General features: G+C 56.7%; 15 protein-coding genes. 11 read left to right on the top strand and 4 right to left on the bottom strand.

Features of this window, described 5'->3' with window-relative positions; translation table 11 throughout:
- Positions 1-273: 273 nt before the first annotated feature.
- The 3 genes from V8J88_RS19740 (at position 274) to V8J88_RS19730 (ending at position 7,197) form a co-directional block, all read left to right on the top strand.
- Positions 274-1,656 carry a FecR family protein gene (locus V8J88_RS19740; protein ID WP_338845952.1) on the top strand — a complete coding sequence of 461 codons (1,383 nt, stop codon included), beginning with the start codon at positions 274-276 and terminating at the stop codon, positions 1,654-1,656.
- A 407-nt stretch (positions 1,657-2,063) separates the two neighbouring features.
- Complete coding sequence (locus V8J88_RS19735; protein ID WP_338845951.1) at positions 2,064-5,240, top strand: DUF4214 domain-containing protein; 3,177 nt, start codon at positions 2,064-2,066, stop codon at positions 5,238-5,240.
- A 412-nt stretch (positions 5,241-5,652) separates the two neighbouring features.
- The gene (locus V8J88_RS19730; RefSeq protein WP_338845949.1) at positions 5,653-7,197 is read left to right on the top strand and encodes a methyltransferase regulatory domain-containing protein; all 1,545 of its coding nucleotides are present in this window, start codon (positions 5,653-5,655) and stop codon (positions 7,195-7,197) included.
- A 42-nt stretch (positions 7,198-7,239) separates the two neighbouring features.
- On the opposite strand, the gene V8J88_RS19725 is transcribed toward V8J88_RS19730, so the two are convergent.
- Positions 7,240-7,869: a hypothetical protein gene (locus tag V8J88_RS19725; RefSeq protein WP_338845947.1), complete on the bottom strand. Its 630-nt coding sequence runs from the start codon at positions 7,867-7,869 to the stop codon at positions 7,240-7,242.
- Between the two features lie 492 nt (positions 7,870-8,361).
- Here V8J88_RS19725 and V8J88_RS19720 point away from each other — a divergent pair, with 492 nt between their 5' ends.
- Entirely contained in the window at positions 8,362-9,003 is a 642-nt protein-coding gene (locus V8J88_RS19720; protein WP_338845945.1) for a response regulator transcription factor, read from the top strand.
- A 2-nt stretch (positions 9,004-9,005) separates the two neighbouring features.
- On the opposite strand, the gene V8J88_RS19715 is transcribed toward V8J88_RS19720, so the two are convergent.
- Complete coding sequence (locus V8J88_RS19715) at positions 9,006-9,491, bottom strand: hypothetical protein (protein WP_338845944.1); 486 nt, start codon at positions 9,489-9,491, stop codon at positions 9,006-9,008.
- Between the two features lie 291 nt (positions 9,492-9,782).
- Here V8J88_RS19715 and V8J88_RS19710 point away from each other — a divergent pair, with 291 nt between their 5' ends.
- The 4 genes from V8J88_RS19710 to V8J88_RS19695 all read left to right on the top strand — a co-directional run bounded on the left by V8J88_RS19710 (position 9,783) and on the right by V8J88_RS19695 (position 14,939).
- The gene (locus tag V8J88_RS19710; protein WP_338845943.1) at positions 9,783-11,582 is read left to right on the top strand and encodes a type I secretion system permease/ATPase; all 1,800 of its coding nucleotides are present in this window, start codon (positions 9,783-9,785) and stop codon (positions 11,580-11,582) included.
- Positions 11,583-11,585: 3 nt separating this feature from the next.
- Positions 11,586-12,926 carry an HlyD family type I secretion periplasmic adaptor subunit gene (locus V8J88_RS19705; RefSeq protein ID WP_338845942.1) on the top strand — a complete coding sequence of 447 codons (1,341 nt, stop codon included), beginning with the start codon at positions 11,586-11,588 and terminating at the stop codon, positions 12,924-12,926.
- Between the two features lie 2 nt (positions 12,927-12,928).
- Positions 12,929-14,272 carry a TolC family outer membrane protein gene (locus tag V8J88_RS19700; protein WP_338845941.1) on the top strand — a complete coding sequence of 448 codons (1,344 nt, stop codon included), beginning with the start codon at positions 12,929-12,931 and terminating at the stop codon, positions 14,270-14,272.
- Positions 14,273-14,432: 160 nt separating this feature from the next.
- A complete protein-coding gene (locus V8J88_RS19695; RefSeq protein ID WP_338845940.1) occupies positions 14,433-14,939 on the top strand; it encodes a peroxiredoxin in 507 nt (168 codons plus the stop codon).
- Positions 14,940-14,957: 18 nt separating this feature from the next.
- Here V8J88_RS19695 and V8J88_RS19690 read toward each other — a convergent pair whose 3' ends face one another.
- Entirely contained in the window at positions 14,958-15,527 is a 570-nt protein-coding gene (locus V8J88_RS19690) for a GNAT family N-acetyltransferase (protein ID WP_338845939.1), read from the bottom strand.
- Positions 15,528-15,592: 65 nt separating this feature from the next.
- On the opposite strand from V8J88_RS19690, the gene lpxC reads away from it, so the two are divergent.
- Positions 15,593-16,522: a UDP-3-O-acyl-N-acetylglucosamine deacetylase gene (gene lpxC / locus V8J88_RS19685; RefSeq protein ID WP_338845938.1), complete on the top strand. Its 930-nt coding sequence runs from the start codon at positions 15,593-15,595 to the stop codon at positions 16,520-16,522.
- Here the strand turns inward: lpxC and V8J88_RS19680 are convergent.
- Entirely contained in the window at positions 16,507-17,004 is a 498-nt protein-coding gene (locus tag V8J88_RS19680; protein ID WP_338845936.1) for a DciA family protein, read from the bottom strand. The two genes, lpxC and V8J88_RS19680, sit on opposite strands and share 16 nt — an antisense overlap.
- A 51-nt stretch (positions 17,005-17,055) precedes the next feature.
- Here V8J88_RS19680 and V8J88_RS19675 point away from each other — a divergent pair, with 51 nt between their 5' ends.
- Both V8J88_RS19675 and secA read left to right on the top strand, forming a co-directional pair.
- Positions 17,056-18,015 carry a M23 family metallopeptidase gene (locus V8J88_RS19675; protein WP_338845935.1) on the top strand — a complete coding sequence of 320 codons (960 nt, stop codon included), beginning with the start codon at positions 17,056-17,058 and terminating at the stop codon, positions 18,013-18,015.
- A 168-nt stretch (positions 18,016-18,183) separates the two neighbouring features.
- On the top strand, positions 18,184-20,949 hold the full coding sequence (secA, locus tag V8J88_RS19670; protein WP_338845934.1) for a preprotein translocase subunit SecA: 2,766 nt from the start codon (positions 18,184-18,186) through the stop codon (positions 20,947-20,949).
- The last annotated feature ends 96 nt before the right edge of the window (positions 20,950-21,045 follow it).

Here is a 21,045-nt window from a genome sequence, read left to right as displayed (position 1 = left end):
GGCCAGTCCCAGTCGCAGTCGGGAAATGCGACGTGGTGCGGAGCGGGGGGCGGGGCTGGCGTGTTTCATGGTGGCGGCTATTGTAACAGTGCGCCACTGCTGCGCCGCACCGTGGCGCTATGATGGAAATCCAATTTGTGTTTATTGTAAGGATTTGTAAGGTTTGTCAATCGCGCTCCAGTGCGGGCTTGTGACAGGTAAAATGCATGTGATGCGGATCACAGAATTTGCCGTAAATCACGCGCAAGATCGCGCTAAATGAGGAGTGCTGACATGACACGCTATTTATTAAGCGCCGCCTGTCTGTTGTGGCTTGCAGTGAATGCATATGCCGGCGAAGCTGGCCGCATTGTCTATGTGAGCGGGCAGGCTAAACTGGCGCAACACACTTTGAGCCAAGGCGACCCGGTGCACGAAGGCGATGAAATCGCCACCGGCGCAGATGGATTTGTCTATGTGAAAACGGTGGACAACGGATTTTTGATTCTGCGCCCCTCCAGCCGCGCCCGCATCGTGGCCTACCATATCGATCAAAACAATCCCAAAAACACCCGCATCAAGCTCGAACTTCTGTCCGGCGTGGCGCGCAGCATTTCCGGCGAAGCGGTGAAGCTGGCGCGGCAGAATTTCCGTTTCAATACCCCTGTTGCAGCGATCGGCGTGCGCGGCACCGATTTCACCGTGTTCACGGATGCCGAAACCTCGCGCGTGGCGGTGATTTCCGGCGGCATCGTGGTGTCCGGTTTTGGCTCCGGCTGCGGCCCTGAGGGGCATGGCCCCTGTGAAGGCGGCAACAGCCGTGAATTATTCGCCAACCAGGTCGGGCAGATGTTGCAGATCAAACGCGGCCAGAGTGCGCCGCAAAGCCTGCCAAACGCCGCAGCGCCGGAATTCTCAGCGGTGCTGCCGCGTCAGGATGAGGGAAATAAACCGACGGCGCCCGGCGGCGCGGACTTGAGCCTTGATCCGCAAAAGAGCTTGAATTTACAAAAAGCCGGGCCGCCGCAACCGGTTGATAAACCCGGCAGCGGGGCCAGCGTTTCCCCGCCCCTGGTCGATATCGTGCCGAAACCCGATATGGAATTGGCGGTGATGAATCCGCAACCGCCGGCGACCCAGCCGATACACTACAAAGACGTGGTGTGGGGGCGTTGGCAGCCGGTGTTGGATAAACCGGCTGAGCAGAATTATGTGAATCTGCAGAAAAACCGCCAGGTAGTGGCGTCCAATCCCTATTACGTGCTGGCCCTGGCGCGTGAAGGCGTGGATTGGAGTTTGCCGCAGCAGGGCAAATTCGGCATGACACTGCAAGATTCCGAAGCGCTGGTGAAGACCCCCGCCACAGGTTCGGTGGTGTTAGCCAAGGTGGAAAACGGGGTATTGAATCTGGATTTCGGCAAGCGCACTTTCTTTACCAGCTTCGTGCTGCAACACGGCGAGAAATCTTACTCATTGCAAAGCGAAGGGTATCTGACCAAGGATGCGCGGATCTACTCTGAACGGCAAAGCTTTATTTCCACTAATACTATGCAGGTGGAAGGGATTGTGGGCGCAGGCGGCGACAAAGCCTGGTATTTGTTCCAGGGGCCGTTGGACAGTTTGAGCAGAGAAGTCGTGTACGGCAAAACAGCATGGGGCAAATCTGTGGGCAAGTGAGCTATAATCTGCGCGCTGCACAGAAGGAATGAATAATCTATGCGTAAATGGTTTTGATTCCTGTTGAGGGCCACTTCGGTGGCCCTGTTTACTGAGAGCAGTCACTCGGGCGAAACGTGTTGTACACGACGCGGGACTGGCAAAAAGGGTGGCGCTGGCAGCGCCCGGCTCTCAAACATCTCCACTTTTCTCCTCATTGTGCGCGGCATAGTGGGCTGGATTTGAACAGCAGGGATGTTGTTTTTTTGTTGAATTCGCCTGAGACTGGATGGTCTTTATCGTTTTTTGTGATGCTCGTCACATCAAGCAATAAGCGCCTTCTGCGATCATGCGGCTCGAGGTTCTTGCGAAGTTTGGTATCGCGTGCCGCTTATTTTTCATAATCTGACTTTCCTGGGAGTTTCCAAATGGGTCAATATACCGCAGCAGTACAAAAGCTGTACGTAGCATATTTCAACCGTCCGGCAGACCCGGTCGGTCAGGCGTTCTGGGAAGGCGTTGTCGCCTCCAAGAATGGCGATACCTCTGCCGTCAGCGCCTTCTTCTCGACCTCGGCTGAATACACTGCCACCTATGCTGGCATGACCAATGAAGCCATCATCAACACCATTTACCGCAACCTGTTCGGCCGTGACGCTGAAGTGGGCGGTTTGCTGTACTGGTCGCAAAAACTGGCTGCCGGCGATCTGACCATGTCCAACGTTGTGACTGAAGTCAGCAAGAGCGCTGTTGGCGCCGACTTGACCGCTTACAACTCCAAAGTGTCCGCCGCAACCGTGTTCACGAACGCTCTGGACACCACTCCTGAAATTCTGGCTTACAACAACAAGGATGCGATCGCACTGGGCCGCACCTTCCTGACCGGCGTGACTGATGAAGCCACCCAGGCGACTGCTGAAGGCGGCATCGACGCCACCATTCTGAACGTGGTTGCAGCTGCTGACGCTGTGAACAACAAAGGTCAAACCTACAACCTGACCATTGGTATCGACACCTTCACCGGCGGCAAAGGCAATGACACCTTCGCTTCCACCGCTACCACTGCTTCGACCCTGACCTCGTTCGACAATCTGGACGGCGGCCTTGGCAACGATACGCTGACCGTTGTGTCGGCTACCGGCGCAACCTTGACTCTGCCGGACACCGCTGTTATCAAGAACATCGAAGCTGCATCCTTGACCGCTGATTCTGCTATCTCCGGCAACGTAACTAAGTGGACTGGCCTGACCAGCCTGACCGCTGCTGCTACCGGCGATATGGATGTGACTCTGGCAGCCACCACGGATGGCGTGCTGAGCGTCTCCAAGCAAACCACCAATGAAGTGACCGTGAACGGCGGCGATGATCTCACCCTGACCACCAGCGGCGCTACTACCGGTGACGTGACGATCGGCGGCGTGAGCGCTCCGGCCGGCGCTGTGGTTATCAATCACACTTCTACCGATACTGCCAGCTATACCTCTGGCGATATCACTGTGACTGGCGGTAAGACTGTCAGCATCACCCAAAACGTGTCCACCTCCGTCAATAAAACCGCTACACAAGGTAGTGTGACGGTCAATGGCGGCGCCAGCACCACCAGCGTATCTGTGACCGGCACTGCCAAAGCATCTGCCAGCGCAACTGTTGCCGGTGTGCAAACTGCTAACGTGTTCATCAATGACGTGAACGGCGGCACGACTGACGCAGGCACGATCACCTCTGTTTCGGTGACCAACTTCGGCGGCGTGGCAATCACTGGCAATGCGCTGACTTCGCTGTCGCTGAAAGGCGGCAGCAGCAACATGATTATCGACAACAGCGGTCTGAAGAGCCCGACTAACAAGACGCTGGCTCTGAGCCTTGATGGTCAAACCAGCGGCACGCTGGATGATGCTGATATCTACACCACTCTGAATGTGACTACCACTGGTACTGCATCCACCCTGGCGAATATCACCTTCGGCGCTCTGACCAAGCTGACCGTGGCTGGCACCAAGGGCCTGACCCTGACTTCCACCGCAGGCCTGACTTCGATGACCACCGCAGTTGTGTCCGGTTCTGCCGGCCTGACCGCAGACCTGAGCGGCGCCAAGATGACCTCGATCGATACCTCTGCCAGCAGCGGTTCCTCGAAGATCACTGTGGATGCTTCCAAAGCCACTTATACCGGCGGCGCTGGCGTTGACGCTGTGACCACCACCGGTGCTGTTTCCAAGGCAATCAGCCTGGGCGGCGGCGATGACAGCCTGGCCCTGAATGGCGCCAGCACTGTCGCTATCGATGGCGGCGCTGGCACCGACAGCCTGACTATTTCTGCAGCAAGCGCGGCGACCGCATCTGCAGATACCAAGTTTGCTGGCCTGGTGACCAACTTCGAACGTCTGGTGTTGACCGGCTCCACCAATCAAACCATTGATCTGGCTGTGTTGGGCAATTTCAACCATGTGTCCACCAGCGGTGGCAATGGCTTGACCCTGAACAATCTGCCGAGCAATGGCACGCTGTTGTTGACCGGCGCTGGCACTGCTTACACCGTGGCGAACAGCGCGTTCTCCGCAGGTAAGACTGATGTGCTGAACGTCAGCCTGACCGACGGCTCCGGCGCTGGCGTGGCATTCGCTTCCACCGGCATCACTGCCGCTAATGTGGAAACCATCGCGATCACTGTTGCTGACACGCAAGCTACTCCGAGCGGTACGTTCAATAACACCCTGACCCTGTTGGGCAACTCGGCTAGCACGATCACTGTCAGCGGCAATGCTGGTCTGAGCCTGACTGCTGCAAGCACCGCACTGACTTCGCTGGATGCTTCCGGCATCAGCCTGGGTGGTTTCGCCTTCACCACTGGCGCGTTGGCTGCTGCGGCTACGATCAAAGGTTCCGCTACTGGTGATAATAAGCTGACTGCAACTGCAGCCACCGCTGCAGTGACCTACACTGGCGGTACTGGCGACGATGATGTCACCATCGGCAATGCCAAAAACAACGTGGTTGCGTTGGGCGATGGCGCCAACAAATTCTCCGGCGGCGCAGGCAGCAACACCGTGACTGCAGGCAAGGGCGATGACACCATCACCGTGGGCAATGGCAACAACACCATCACCGTGGGCGATGGCGCTAACACTGTGACCGCAGGTAGCGGCAACAACACCATCACCGGCGGCGCTGGCGTTGACACCATCACCGTGGGTGGCGGCATCAACACCATCACTCTGGGCGCAGGTAAAGACGTGGTGACCTTGTCCGCATCGGGTAGCAACGTCAATACTTACAGCACGATCGTTGACCCGCACGCAGGCGTTACCCTGACCTTCGGCGATTTGGGTACTGAAGTATTCGGTTCCTCGAAGATTGCGCTGACCAACACCGCTGTGTTCCAGGACTATGCGAATGCAGTGATTCAAGCTGGCGGCAACGCTAGCGCGAATGGCTACTTCGGCTGGTTCCAATTCAATGGCGACACCTATCTGGTGCAATCCCGCCATGACGGTTCCGGCGTGAACGCCAGCTTCGTGAACGGTACTGACGCCGTGATCAAGCTGACCGGTCTGGTGGATCTGTCTGCAGCAACGCTGTCTGGCAACTCGCTGACGCTGGCTTAATCTCCAGCTGTTGATGCGCAGTGAAAGCTGCGCATCAGGCAATCAAGGCCAAGCCGCAAGGCTTGGCCTTTTTCATTTTTCCTGTGCTGATATGGCAATGCTTCAGGCTGTGGCGAGGAATTTTTGAAGAGGGTTGCAGTTAATTGTTAAATTGTTTGTGTCCATGTGAGGCATGAAGACGCTGCAGGCAATAAGTCCCAAATCTGCATGTCTCATGTGTTGGCTGCACCAAGCCGGTTTTTCAACTTGAGTCAGATGTGAAGCGTGCTTTACCCGGGCTGACCTGCGTCAACGCCAACGCTGAGCCACAAGCCGCAAACGATTTCCCCAATCCACTCCCGCAAAAACCGGCATTCCCCTCTGCATTTGATAGAATCAACGCCTTACCTTGAACTTTTTCCCGGAGTAGCGAATGAACTGGACTGCAGGTTACGCGTCGGATGTGGAATATACGGCGGGTTTTTACCGGGAGCAAAGCCCGGTCTATCTGAATTTTGCATGCGTCTTGAACGGCTATGAGCCGGTGCCCTTGAATCGTCCCTTCACCTACTGCGAACTCGGCTTCGGGCGCGGTTTGACGGTCAGCCTGCAGGCGGCGGCGCATCCGAATGGTCAGTTTTACGCCACCGACTTCAACCCCGGCCATGTGGCTGGCGCGCGCAATTTTGCTGACGCCGCGCAACTCTCCAATCTGCATTTGCTGGAAAACAGCTTTGAAGAACTGGCCAAGGGCGAAGTTGATTTGCCGCAGTTCGATTTCATCACGCTGCATGGCATTTACACCTGGGTGACGCGCGAAAACCGCGCGCACATCGCCGAATTCATCCGCCGCTATCTGAAGCCGGGCGGCATTGTGTATATGAGCTATAACGCGATGCCGGGCTGGGCGGCTGCGCTGCCGATGCAGCGTCTGCTGGTGGAGCATGGCGATTTGCATCCGAATCGCAGCGATTTGCAAGTCAATGCCGGCGCGCAATTTATTGAAAAACTGGCCGAATTGAACGCCGGTTATTTCAATGTCAATCCGAGCTTGAAGAGCCGGGTTGAAGTCTTGAAGAACGGCAGTCGCAATTATCTGGTGCACGAATACATGCACCGCCATTGGGAACCGATGTACCACGTTGACGTGGCGCGCGATATGGCCAACGCCAAGCTGGATTTTATCGGTTCGGCGGATCTGCCCTTCGCCTACCACGGACTGTATCTGGATGCGCCGCGCCAGGAGCTGCTCAACAGCGTGTCCAATCCGTCCATGCGTGAAACTGTGCTGGATTATCTGTTCAATACCCAATTCCGCCGCGATGTGTTTGTGCGCGGGCCGCGCCGCATGAGTCCGATGCGTCAGGCCGAATGGCTGGGGCAGGTCGGGGTGGCGCTGCTGGTGCCGCGCAAGGATGTTTCTTTGCAAATGAAGCTGGGCATCGGCGAAGTCAATGGCAAGGAAGAAAGCTATGGCCCGGTGCTGGATGCGCTGGCGGAAAAGCCGATGACGCTGGAAGAGTTGGGCCGCCTGCCCAAGCTGCAGGGCCAGACTTATGGCAATCTGACCCAGATCGCCACCATGTTGTTCGCTTCGAATCAAGTGGGTCTGTATTTCAATCATGCCAAAACGCCATCCGGCGAAGCGGCCAAGCGCCTCAACCGCGTGTTGGCGCAGCAAGTGCGTTATTCCGACGAATGGCAAGCCCTTGCTTCGCCGCTGCTCGGCAATGGCGTCAGCGCCAACTATATGGAACGGATGGTGTATTTGATCATCTCGGCCCAGCCGAAATTTGCGAATGATTTGACCTCGCTGGTCAATGAAGCCTGGCGCATGATGTCGGCGCAAGGCCGTCGCATGATGCGTGAAGGCAAGCCATTGGAAAGCGCGGAAGAAAATCAGCGCGAACTGGCGGCGCAGATTGATGCCGTGCTGATGAAGCGCCTGCCGATCTGGCGCTCGCTGCTGATGATCTGATTTGTCATCACTCGGGAAAAACCGCGCGTTTGCGCGGTTTTTTTATGGCCGCGCCAGCGCCAATAAATCCTGCTCCCAGCGCTCCCAGGCTTGCGCGCAAAATGCCTGTGCCGCAAGACTGCGCGCTGCCGCTCCATGCAGCGGCAGACAGATGCGGGCGCTTTGCAAGGTCAGATAGCTGGCGAAAATCTGGCGCAGGCCGGGGCCGGGCAGCGCCAGCCAGCAATGCGCCAGCGCGCTGCGCGGCACCCGGGGGCGCGCGCCATGTTCCCGGATCAACTGCGCCAAGGCCAGCCGGCCACGCCAGCGCAGCCAATGGCAGAAATAAGTCAAATCTTGCTCAGACTGGCCTTGCAACACCAGGATTTGCGGGCTGCATGCGCCAATTGCCGGCAGGCTGGCGCTGCCGGCCAAGGCCAGTTGCGCCTGTAAATCGACAATTCCGCAAGCCCCACCCAGAAACGCCGCGCTGGCGCGGCTGAGCAGAATATCGCCGGCGTGAAACAGGCGCGCATCCGGCGGCAAAGTGGATTGGCGGCGTGGCGCGGGCAAAATGCGGCCATCGTGCGTTTGAATGTTTTCCGGGCCGACCCAGGCTACGGTGTCATCATGCGTGCGGCGCCAGCGCGTGTGGCGCAGGCGCAGATATTCATCCAGCGCTGCGAATTCCATATACGGGTGTGAATGGTGAAAAAAGGCGGACGTCACACGCCAGGTGTGCGACGTCCGCAAAACACAGTGGAGACTCAGACCACACTGCTTCTTCAAGAAAACACTGCTTGTGCTCTCGCGCAATCAGTGAGGATATTCTGACTTTTCTTCCGGTATTTTTCCAGTACTTTAGGTATCGGGGCGGCAAAGAATTTGTCAAACCACGGGCGATGCCAAAATAGACTCACACTTACTGGGAAGGGCGGGAATGATTACCTGTCTCGTGAAAATATAGAGTGGGAAGTGCGTCATTTTTTTCCTAAGTATCAATGGAGGCGATGCAACAAAATTTTCGCCAGTGCTTGTGAAATTTTACAGCCAGTCATAGAATAGGCGCTCTGCGGCCTGCGCCATGACAGCAATTTTCAGTATCTGCCGGCGCAGTTTTTCCATCCCTGAAGGCGTCCATGACGACGCCCCATTCCCGAAAGCCCCAGCATGCATAATCTAATCATGATAGATGATCATAAATTATTGATGGATGCATTATCAATAAACCTGAGCGATAATTTTCGCGTTACCGCCGTCAGCAACCGGCGTGAAATGCGGCTGGCTTTACGCAATGAAAAATATGCGGTTGCTTTACTTGACTTGTACCTTGGCCAGGAGGGCGATGGCTTGAGCCTGTTGCCGGAATTGCTTGAGCGCGGCGCCAAGGTATTGATTTTCTCCGGCACTTCCGATCAGGCCGCGATCCGCGCCAGCATCCGTATGGGGGCGCATGGTTTTGTGGATAAGGCCTGGGAGTTGCGCCATTTGCATGCGGCATTGCGCGCAGTGCTGGATGATCATTTGGCGTATCCGCAGGAATTGCTGTCGCAAGTCTTGCGCGAGCCGAAAAACATGGTGCCTTATTTGAGTGAGCGCGAGGTGATGCTGCTCGATATGTTGCTCAAGCAGCCCATGCCCAGCAATGAGGAAATGGCGGCGGTTTTGCTGATTTCCACCGGGCGCGTGAAAAACTGCCTGACCGAGCTGTATTCCAAATTCAATGTGGAAAACCGGCATGCCTTGGTGGATGAGGCGCGCCGGCGCGGCTATTTCCCCGGTATGCATCCGGCCCGTATGGCCGGTAAGATCCGCAGCAAAATCTGAGTTCAGCCGCCCTGTTGCGCGCGGCGCAGCAGGGCCGGCATCTGCAGGCCCCAGCGCGCGCCTTCCGCGCGCTGCCACAGGCCGGACAGCAAGAGATGCGCTTCCGCCCGGTTCAGGTACACAGTGCGCTCAAACTGCGGGCTGATCAATTCAAAGCGCGCCTGTTTGCCATCCACCGTCATCAAAATCTGTGTCAGCAGCACAGAAATACGCTGCTGCGGCAACTCTTGGCGCGGCGGCGCGCTGGCTGCTTTCACGCCATCCTCCGGCGCCTCGTGGGCGGCTTGATGCTCCAGCGCCACTCTGGTTTCGGCCGCCAGATCGCGTCCCGTCCCGCTTTGCGGGCAGGATTCGGTCAGCGCTTTTTCCAGCTGAATTAAGAGATTGGCGCAAAAGCGCCGGCTCAACCAGAATTGATGTCCGTCGTCGGACAACAACAGCCACAGCCGGTCTTCACTGTCGCTATAGCCAATGATCATTTGGGTCATGAAATTCTTTGCCGCAAAATTGCGGGCAGGCAGACAAACGGGAGTACGATTATACGACCTTGGCGTATTGCGGGCTGCTGTGACAAATCCACTGCGAATATGGTATGCTTCGCTGGTTTGTGATCTGCATCACATTTATTTACGGAAAATGTGGTGTAATGAAATACTTTGAATTTGCTTTTCTTCCGCTTCGCCGCACTGTGCAGTCATGGCGCGGAGGTGGCGGTAAGTCTGGGTTGGCTCAGGCTGAACATAACCGGGCGCACAGCGCCTTCTTCTGGTTGAGCGTACATGAAAAATAAAATGCAATTGCCGAAAAACGAAATCACCGAGGCCTTGCGCCAGTTTAAAGGCGCATTTCGCACGGTCGGCATCTTTTCCGCAATCATCAATTTGTTGATGCTTGCGCCCTCCATTTATATGTTGCAGGTTTATGACCGGGTGTTGGCGAGCCGCAATGAAATCACTTTGTTGATGCTGACTTTGATGATCCTCGGCGCCTTTTTGCTGATGGGGGCGCTGGAGTTGGTGCGCAGCTTCCTGCTGGTGCGGGTGGGCGCCAAATTTGACTTGAACATCAATAAGCGCGTGTATACCGCCGCATTTGAGCAAAACCTCAAGCGCGCCGGCGGCAATGCCGGTCAGGCGCTGTCGGATCTGACCAATTTGCGCCAATTTCTGACCGGCAACGCATTATTCGCCTTCTTTGATGCGCCATGGTTTCCGATTTACCTGGCGGTGATTTTCATGTTCGACAGCACGCTGGGCTGGTTTGCGCTGATCAGTACGGCGATTTTGATTTCATTGGCGTATATCAATGAAAAAGTGTCGCACAAACCGCTGGCCGAAGCGAACACGATGGCGATTGCTTCGGGCAATCTGGCCACCAATAATTTGCGCCATGCCGAAGTGATTGAATCCATGGGCATGCTGAAAAATCTGATGGGACGCTGGTTCATCATGCATCAGAAATTTCTCGCCTTGCAAGCAGAGGCCAGTGAAAAGGCCGGCTTGGTTGGCGCGATCACCAAATTTGTGCAAATCTCGGTGCAATCGCTGGTGCTCGGCTTGGGTGCTTTGCTGGTGATTGAAGGCAAGATTTCTCCGGGGATGATGATTGCCGCCTCGATTTTGCTGGGCCGCGCCTTGAGTCCGGTGCAGCAGGTGATTGCAGTCTGGAAATCCTGGGCCAGTACGCGTTCCGCCTATGAGCGCCTGTCCAAGCTGCTGGAAGAAAATCCGGTGCGCCGCGAAACCATGACCCTGCCCAAGCCGGAAGGCAAGCTGGCGCTCGAATCTGTCACAGCCGGCCCGCCCGGCGCGCCGGCGGCGGTATTGAAAAATGTCAGTTTCGCCCTGCAGCCCGGCGATGTGCTGGGCGTGATCGGGCCGAGCGGCTCGGGTAAGTCTACGTTGGCGCGTCTGCTGGTTGGCGTGTGGGGAGCGCAAATCGGCAAGGTGCGTCTGGATGGCGCCGATATTTACCAGTGGAATAAAGACGAGCTTGGCCCTTCCATCGGTTATCTGCCGCAGGATATCGAGTTATTTGGCGGCACGGTGAGCGAAAACATCGCCCGTTTTGGCGAAATCGACAGCGATGCGGTGGTGCTGGCGGCGCGCCGCGCCGGGGTGCATGAAATGATTTTGCAATTGCCGCAAGGCTATGACACCCGTCTGGGCGATGGCGGCGCCGGTTTGTCCGGCGGCCAGCGCCAGCGTCTGGCGCTGGCGCGCGCGATGTACGGCGACCCGGCCTTGATTGTGCTGGATGAGCCGAATTCCAATCTCGACGATGTGGGCGAAGCGGCGCTGATCAAGAGCGTGCTGGATCTGCGGCAGCGCGGCAAAACCATTGTGCTGATCACACATCGCACCAGCGTGTTGAATGCAACCACCAAATTGCTGGTTTTGCGTGACGGCGTGGCGCAGATGTTTGGCCCGACCGATCAGGTGGTGGCGGCCTTGAATCAGGCGGCGATGCAACAACAACAGCAAGTTGCGCAACAGCAAGCCGCCTTACAGGCGCAAGTACAAGCGAATCAACAGGCCCGCTTGCAAGCTGAGGCCAACTCTGAAACAGAGCAGGGGTAATCAATGAGTTTCTTTTCCCGCAAAAAGGCAGCAGAAGGCGCCGCATCCGATTCGCTGGTAAACACGGATCACGGCGCATACAGCAAACTGGGGTGGTGGATTGTTTTGGCAGGGGTGGGCGGTTTTTTACTGTGGGCTTTTACCGCGCCATTGGATAAAGGGGTGCCGGTGTCGGGGACGGTGGTGGTGTCCGGCGCGCGCAAAGCCGTGCAACATCAATATGGCGGTACGATTCAAGACATCCTGGTGAAAGAAGGCGATCAGGTAAAACAGGGGCAGGTGCTGGTGCGTATGATTGATGTCACTGCGCGCGCGCAGGCGGAAGTGACGCGGGTGCAATATTTCACCGCCCGTGTGGTGGAGGCGCGTCTGGTGGCTGAGCGTGATGGCAAGAAAGCGCTGGTGTTTTCGCCTGAGCTTGAAAAAGCCAAAAGCGATCCGCGCGTCGAAGCCAGCATGCAAATGCAAAAGCAATTATTCACCTCGCGCCAGTCGGCATTGCAAAGTGAATTGGCGGCGATGGAGCAGGGCATTTCCGGTCTGAAAAATCAGATCAGCGGTTTGGAGCAGTCGCGCAACAGTAAGCAAAGCCAATTGAAATTGCTGAAAGAGCAGCTGTCCGGTCTGCGTGATTTGGCTGCCGACGGTTTTGTCGCGCGCAACCGCGTGTTGGAGCTGGAGCGCACGATGGAACAGTTGCATGGCGCGATTGCGGAGGATATCGGCAACATCGGCCGCGCGCGCTCACAGATGGCGGAGTTGAGTATGCGTTCCGCGCAGCGCTTGCAGGAATATCAAAAAGAAGTGCGCTCGCATCTGAGCGAAGTGCAGCGGGAAGCGGAAACGCAGCAAGCGCGCTTAACCAGCAATGATTTTGATCTGGCCGCGACCGAAGTTCGCGCCCCGGCGGCAGGCACGGTGGTGGGTTTGAGCGTGTTCACCAAGGGTGGCGTGGTGCCTCCCGGCTTTAAGATGATGGATATCGTGCCGTCTGATGTTAAGCTGGTGGTGGAAGGTCAGGTGCCGGTGCATTTGATCGACAAAGTGCATGCCGGGCTGGATGTGGAAATGATGTTTACCGCCTTCAATCAAAACACCACGCCGCATATTCCCGGCAAATTGGTGCAGGTGTCTGCGGACCGTTTTGTGGATGAGCATAATGGTATGCCGTATTACAAGATGAAGGCGGAAGTCACCGCTGACGGCATGAAGAAGTTAGCGCATTTGAAAGTGCAACCCGGTATGCCGGTGGATTTATTCGTCAAGACCGGTGAGCGGACCATGATGAGTTATCTGTTGAAGCCGATCATTGATCGCGCTCAGACATCGATGGCTGAGGAGTGATTGTGGCGACACATTGGAAATGGAATGCCGTCTGTCTGGCGCTGCCAATGTTATTGGCCGGGCCGGCGCAGGCCATCGGCTTATGGCAGGCGTATGAAGCCGCTTTGCAACATGACCCGACCTATCAGAGCGCGCGCTATGAAAGCGAAGCCGGTAAGGAATATAAAGCCTTGGGCCGGGCGAATCTGCTGCCGACTTTGTCGGCGTCACTCTCGCAAAGCAAGAACCGGGCGGATTACACCATTCACTCCGAGCGTGGCGGCGACAGCACCTCACATCCGCAGTACACCAGCCGCAGCAACAGCCTGAGCCTGCGTCAACCGCTGCTGAATATGGAAGGCTGGGCGCGCTACCGTCAGGGCCAGGCGCAAACCGAGTTGAGCGACGCCCAATTCATTTCGCGTCAGCATGAACTGATGTTGCGCGTGCTCTCCGCCTACCTTGATATTTTATTTGCGCAAGATCAGGTGGCTTTGATGGTGGCGCAGCGCGACACCTTTGCCGAACATCGCAAAATGAATGAGAAGATGTTCAGCAAGGGCGAGGGCACGCGCACCGAGATGCTGGAAACACAGGCCAAGCTGGATGTGGCGGAAGCGCAATTGATTGAGGCGCGCGACAATCTGGCCAATAACAAGGCCGTCTTGTCGGGCATTGTCGGCAGCAATGTGCAAGCGGTGGATGAGCTGGGCAAGGACTTCCGTCTGCGCCCGCTGCAGCCGAACACCTTCGACGCCTGGCGCGATTTGGCGCTGAGCAATAATCCGGAATTAAAGGCGCAGGAAAAAGCGGTGGAAATCGCCTATCAGGAAATCCGCCGCAATAAAGCCGGCCATTTGCCGCGCCTGGATCTGGTGGCGAGTTTAAGCAAGAACCAATCGGAAACCCTGTCCACCTCGAACCAGGATTCGACCGTGCGCTCAATCGGCGTGCAATTGAATATTCCCTTGTATTCCGGCGGTTATGTGAATGCCTCCTCCAACCAGGCGGTGGCGAATCATCAAAAAGCCAAGGCGGATCTGAATGTGCGCTCCGACCGGGTGATGCAGGAAATCCGCAAGCAATTCAATCTGGCCACCAGCAGCGCCGGCAAGATTGAGGCGGTGCAAAAGGCAGTGGAATCGAGCCGCCTGCTGATTCAAGCCACCCAGCAAAGCATCAAGGGCGGCTTGCGCATCAATCTGGATTTGCTCAATGCGCGTCAGCAGTATTACAGCAATTTGCGCGACTTGGCGCAGGCCAAGTACAACTACTTGCAAGCCTGGACCCGCTTGCGCGCAGCCGCCGGCGTGCTCAGTGCGGAAGATATGCGGGCGATTTCGGCCTACTTCAGCGAAAAGCGTTGATTTTCCCGCCGCGCCGCTAAAAAAGCCCCTGTTCAGCACAGGGGCTTTTTGTTTGCGCGCTGCAAAAAGCTTGTGCCTGATGCATACTGCACGGCGCGCGCAGGCCGTGCTCAGTTGCAGCCATGCGCAGCGCACTCCAACAATACACAAAGGAATTCCTATGACCATCAAGATTGGCGACCGCCTGCCGCAAGGCAGCCTGGCGGAATATGTTGAGACCGCGACCGAATCCTGCGCGATCGGCCCGAATACCTTCAAAGTCGAAGACTTGGTGCGCGGCAAAAAGATTGCCATTTTCGGCTTGCCCGGCGCCTTCACGCCGACCTGCTCCGCGCAACATGTGCCGGGCTATGTCAAGCTGGCCAAGGAACTGGCGGCCAAGGGCGTGGATGAAATCTGGTGCATTTCGGTGAATGACGCTTTCGTCATGGGCGCCTGGGGCCGCGAGCAACAAGCCACGGGCATCGTGCGCATGATGGCAGACGGCAATGCGGACTTCTCCAAGGCGCTCGGTCTGGACGCTGATTTCTCCAAGTTCGGCATGGGCACCCGCAGCCAGCGTTACTCCATGTTGGTGGAGGATGGCGTGGTGAAGAGCTTGAACATCGAAGCGCCGGGCAAGTTTGAAGTCTCGAACGCGGAAACCATGCTGGCCCAGTTGTCCTGAGCACAGCCGGCGTAAGCCTCAGATAGCGGCGGGATTGATGCGCGCGGTCAGCACATGATCCTGCCATTGCCCGCCGATTTTCAAATACGCGCGCGCATAGCCCTCTTTTTCAAAACCCAGCCGCTGCAATACTTTTTCGCTGCGCAGATTGTGCGGCATATAGTTCGCCATGACGCGGTGCAAGCCCAGATCGTCAAAGGCGAAGCGTATCACCTCCTGCAGCGCCTCATGCATCAGCCCCTGGCCCTGGTGCGCATGATCGAGTGAATAACCGAGATGGCAGGCTTGAAACAAGCCTCGCACCACATTCGATAATCCCGCTGTGCCCAGCATGATGTGCTGTGCGTGGTCAAACAGCGCAAACGCGTAGCCGCTGCCCGCCGCCATGGCGGCTTGCTGCGCCGCGATGCGCTTCTCGCATTCAGCCAGCGTGAAATACGCCTCATCGCGCGCGCCTTCCCAGGCGTGCAGATGGGCGCGGTTGCGCAGCACAAAGTCAAGCAGCAGAGGCGCTTGCTCAATTTCAAGTACTGAGAGAGAAAGGCGGGCGCTGCGCAGCATCGGGTTTTGTGGCGTGCTCGTGCTCATACAATCCAATTGACTTAAAATGTCAGATTGTCCAGAGAAAATTGCAAGCTCGCAATCATAAATCCATGTTGAAACAGCGCACCATTGAACACTCTGTGAAAACCACCGGCGTCGGTTTGCATTCCGGGCGCAAAGTAGAGTTATCTCTGCACCCAGCCCCGCCGGGGCACGGGATTGTGTTCCGCCGCGTTGATTTGCAGCCGGTGGTCGAATTCCCGGTGGACGCCGCAATCGTCGGCGATACCCGCATGGCCTCCACGCTGGTGAAAGATGGCGCCCGCATTTCCACCGTCGAACATTTGATGTCGGCCTGCGCCGGTCTTTGCATTGATAATCTGCGGGTCGATTTGTCGGCGGAAGAGATTCCCATCATGGATGGCTCGGCCTCATCATTTGTGTATCTGTTGCAGCAGGCCGGGATGCAAGAGCAGAGCGAGGCGCGGCGATTTATCCGCGTCAAGCGCGCAGTCGAAGTGCGACAGGGCCAGGGCGCGGCGGAAAAATGGGCCAGGCTGGAGCCTTTTCATGGTTTCAAACTCGATTTTTTCATCGAATTCAATCACCCGGCAGTCGATGGCACAGCTCAGCGCGCAGAAGTCGATTTTGGCAAAATTTGCTATGTGCAAGATGTCGCGCGCGCGCGCACTTTCGGCTTTATGCAAGATGTCGAAACCTTGCGCGAAATCGGCCTGGCGCGCGGCGGTTCGCTGGAAAACGCGATTGTGATGGACGAATACCGGATTTTGAACAGCAATGGCTTGCGTTACGAAGATGAATTCGTGCGCCACAAAATTCTGGATGCGATTGGCGATTTATACTTGGTCGGCCACCCTTTGCTGGCGGCCTACAGCGCGCATAAATCCGGCCATGGATTGAATAATCTGCTGCTGCGCGAATTGTTGCAACAGCCGGACGCCTGGGAATACGTCACCTTCGATGAAAGCGACGATTTGCCGCCGCTGCGTCAGAGCGATAAGGCTTATTCAGCGGACTGATGGCGCGCGCTTTGCAGCAGCGCTTTGACGGCGGCATGCAAGTCCTGGCTGTGCCGGTCTTGCGCCAGATTGTGTTCCAACTCATCCAGCGCCGCCAGTGCGGCCTGACTCAGCTGGCGCGGCGGCGCGCTGGCGGGGGCCGGCGTTGGCGCCGGTGCGCTGACTTGCACTTTCAGCCTGATTGAAGTAACCTGCCATCCCCGTTGCGCCAGATGTTCTTGTAATTTCGGCAATTGTTGCTTCAATTTGGTGAGCATGGCGGCATTGGGCAGATGGATGACCAGCAAGCCGGCCTCGAAACGCACCACTTCGCAACTCGCAAACATCGATGGCAGCAGTTTCATGCATTCCGCTTTCAGCGCCAGCAGCGCGCTGGCTTGCGGCAACAGACCGGCCATGCGGCGGTGTTGACGCAGGAATTCGGCGGCGGCCCCGCCCGATTGATTGCCGGTGGTCTGGCGGTAAGAGAGAAATCTGTTCATGGCGCAGCACCTTAGCACATCCGCCACGGCTGAGTACAGAGAGGAGTAAAGATGCAAATTATCGTGATGCACCCGCGTCTGGCGCAAGCCAGATCCGTGACCTTGAATGGGCGCATGCTGATTGTGCTGGGTTTGGCGTTTTTGCTGATGACTGCGCTGTTGAGCGTGAGCCTGACCTGGCTCACCGTGCGTTTTGGCGGCGATTTGCCTTTGCCCGGCGGGCAAAGCCTGGCGCAAATGGCGGCGCAGGAAGACAGCCAGAAAAAAGAAAAATTTCTCAGAGAAAATCTGAATCTGATGGCGCTCAAATTGGGCGAAATGCAAGCCCAGCTGGCGCGTCTCGACGCCTTGGGCGAGCGGGTTCAGGGCCTGTCCGGCGTGAAGCCGGAGGAATTCAATTTCCGCGAACTGCCGGGACGCGGCGGCGCCTATTCCGAGCAACATTCGCATGATTTGAGCATGCATGAGCTGAAAACTGCGCTGGACGATTTGGCGCATGGCGTTGAGCAGCGCGCAGACTATATGAATGTGGTGGAAACCGCATTGATGAACGCCAAAATCAAATCCCGTCTTTTACCCACCATCCAGCCGGTGAATGTCAGCTACAACGCATCCGGCTTTGGCTGGCGCATAGATCCTTTCAGTGGCCGCAACGCCTTTCATGAGGGGATCGACTTTTCCAGCGCCAATGGGACGCCGATCAAAGCCGCCGCCGGCGGCGTCGTGATCGCCGCCGAATTCCATCCCCAATATGGGAATATGCTGGATATTGATCATGGCAACGAAATTGTGACGCGCTACGCACACGCTTCGCGCCTGCTGGCCAAAGTTGGCGATATTATCAAACGCGGCCAGCATATCGCCGACATCGGCTCAACCGGACGCTCAACCGGCGCACATCTGCATTTTGAAGTGCATGTCAAAGGCGTGCCGCAGGATCCGCATAAATTCCTGCAAGCCGGGGCAGATGTCGGCAAGCTGGCGCAGCTGAATACCCCCGGGAAAAATTGATATCCGTAAATACATTTCCGCCGGGCTCTTGCAATCCCGGTGTTGCAACTCAATATCGCATGATAAAATCACCCGTTTGATTTTGTCGCGCTTAGCGCGACCCGCAAGGCCGTGACGTGGACTGCGCAAGCGCAGTCTTTTTCCAGCGCAATTTTCAAGAATGCAAGCATGTCATTTCTGACCCAGATTTTCGGTAGCCGCAATCAGCGACTGCTCAAGCAATATCAAAAAACCGTGCGCCAGATCAATGCGCTCGAAGATCCCCTGTCGAAATTGAGCGATGCCGATTTGCAAGGCAAGACGGCGGAATTCAAACAGCGTCTGGCCAAGGGCGAAACCCTCGACGCCCTGTTGCCGGAAGCCTTTGCCGTGTGCCGCGAAGCCAGTAAGCGCGTCTTGAAGATGCGCCACTTCGACGTGCAGCTGATCGGCGGCATGGTCTTGCACTATGGCAAGATCGCTGAAATGGGCACCGGCGAAGGCAAAACCCTGATGGCGACCCTGGCGGCGTATTTGAATGCGCTGTCCGGCAAGGGCGTGCACATCGTGACCGTGAATGACTATCTGGCGCAGCGCGACGCCGACACCACCGGCAAACTGTTCGCCTGGCTGGGTTTGAGCACCGGCGTCAATTTGTCGCAAATGCCGCACGACGACAAGCAAAAAGCCTATGCCGCAGACATCACCTACGGCACCAATAATGAATTCGGCTTCGATTTCCTGCGCGACAATATGGTGTTCGACATCGCCGACCGCGTACAGCGCGGCTTGAATTTCGGCATCGTCGATGAAGTGGACTCGATTTTGATCGACGAAGCGCGCACCCCGCTGATCATCTCCGGTCAGGCTGATAAAGACATCGGTCTGTACTACAAGCTCAATGAAGTGCCGAAGATGCTGACCCTGCAGATCGGCGAAGAAACCCCGGACGGCAAGGGCAAGATTGAAGTGCCGGGCGATTACACCAAGGATGAAAAAGCGCACAGCGTGCTGCTGACCGAAGCCGGGCACGAAAAAGCCGAGCGCATCATGACCGAGCTGGGCTTGCTGCCGGATGGCGCATCCTTGTATGACGCCGCGAATATCACCCTGATCCACCACCTGTACGCCGCGTTGCGCGCGCATGTGCTGTATCACAAAGACCAGCATTATGTGGTGCAAAACGGCGAAGTCGTGATCGTGGACGAATTCACGGGCCGTATGATGAATGGGCGGCGCTGGTCGGACGGCCTGCATCAGGCGGTGGAAGCGAAAGAAGGCGTCAAGATCCAGCACGAAAACCAAACCCTGGCCTCGATCACCTTCCAGAATTATTTCCGTATGTATTCCAAGCTGGCCGGCATGACCGGCACAGCCGATACCGAAGCCTACGAATTCCAGGAAATTTACGGTCTGGAAACGGTGGTGATTCCGCCCAACCGCCCGCCGCAGCGTAAAGACCGCCAGGATCAGGTGTACAAGAGTTCGCAGGAAAAATTCAATGCAGTCGTGAATGACATCAAAGACTGCTACGAACGCGGGCAACCGGTGCTGGTCGGCACCACCTCGATTGAAAACTCGGAATTGCTGTCCAGCATTCTGAAAAAGAGCAATCTGCCGCACAATGTCTTGAACGCCAAACAGCATGCGCGCGAAGCGGAAATCATCGCCCAGGCCGGACGCCCGAAAGGGATCACCATCGCCACCAATATGGCGGGCCGGGGCACCGATATCGTGTTGGGCGGCAATGTGGAAAAACAAATCCAGTTTATCCATGAAGACGCCAAGTTGAGCGATGCGGAAAAATCCGCCCGTTCGCAGCAATTGCGCGATGAATGGCAAGGCTTGCATGATCAAGTGGTGGCGGCTGGCGGTTTGCACATCATCGGCACCGAGCGGCATGAATCGCGCCGGGTGGATAATCAGTTGCGTGGCCGCGCAGGCCGTCAGGGCGATCCGGGGTCTTCCCGCTTCTACCTCTGTCTGGACGATCCGCTGTTGCGCATTTTCGCCGGTGAGCGTCTGCGCTCCATCATGGATCGCCTGAAAATGCCGGAAGGCGAAGCGATTGAAGCCGGCATCGTGACCCGCTCAATTGAAACCGCGCAGCGTAAAGTGGAAGCGCGCAACTTCGACATCCGTAAGCAATTGCTGGAATACGATGACGTTGCGAATGACCAGCGTAAAGTGATTTACCAACAGCGTAACGAGTTGCTGGAGGCGGCAGATATTTCCGCCACCATCACCAATTTGCGCCGTGGCGTGTTCAGCGACACCTTCCGCGCCAGCGTGCCGGAAGAGTCGATGGAAGAACAATGGGATATCAAAGGCTTGCAAGAATTGCTGGCGGTCGATTGGCAGATCAAGATCGACTTCCAGGCCTATATGGATCAGCATAAAAACTGCACCGACGAAGACTTGCTGGAGCACTTGCTGCAAATCGCCGATGAAAACTACAAGGCCAAGGTGGATATGGTCGGGGCCGAGGTGTTTGCCGGCTTTGAACGCAATGTGATGTTGCAAAGCCTGGACACCCACTGGCGTGAACATCTGGCCGCGCTGGATCATTTGCGTCAGGGCATTCACTTGCGCGGTTATGCGCAGAAAAACCCGAAACAGGAATACAAGCGCGAAGCGTTCGCCCTGTTTGAGCAAATGCTGACCATGATTCGCGACGATGTGACCCGTATCGTGACCACGGTGCGCATCCAGTCGCGCGAAGAAGTGGAAGCGGCGGAAGAGCAGATGCATCAATCACATGTGGCGAATGTGCATTATCGCCACGCCGACTTTGACCCGAATGCAGCGCCGGAAGATTTATTGAATCCGGACGATGGCAGCAGCGCCGACAGCAGCGAACCTATGGTCAATCATGGCCCCAAAGTGGGGCGCAATGATCCCTGTCCATGCGGCAGCGGCAAAAAATATAAGCAGTGCCATGGCAAGCTGAGCTGAGCGCGGCATTGCAGAGCAAAACGGCGGACTTCCGGGTTCGCCGTTTTTTTTGCCCGAGCGGATATACCCTTACATAGCGCTACACTGGCGTTTTTT

Source organism: Massilia sp. W12 (assembly GCF_037300705.1).
Taxonomy (GTDB): Bacteria; Pseudomonadota; Gammaproteobacteria; order Burkholderiales; family Burkholderiaceae_D; genus JACPVY01.
This window is presented reverse-complemented; position numbering and strand designations above follow the sequence as displayed.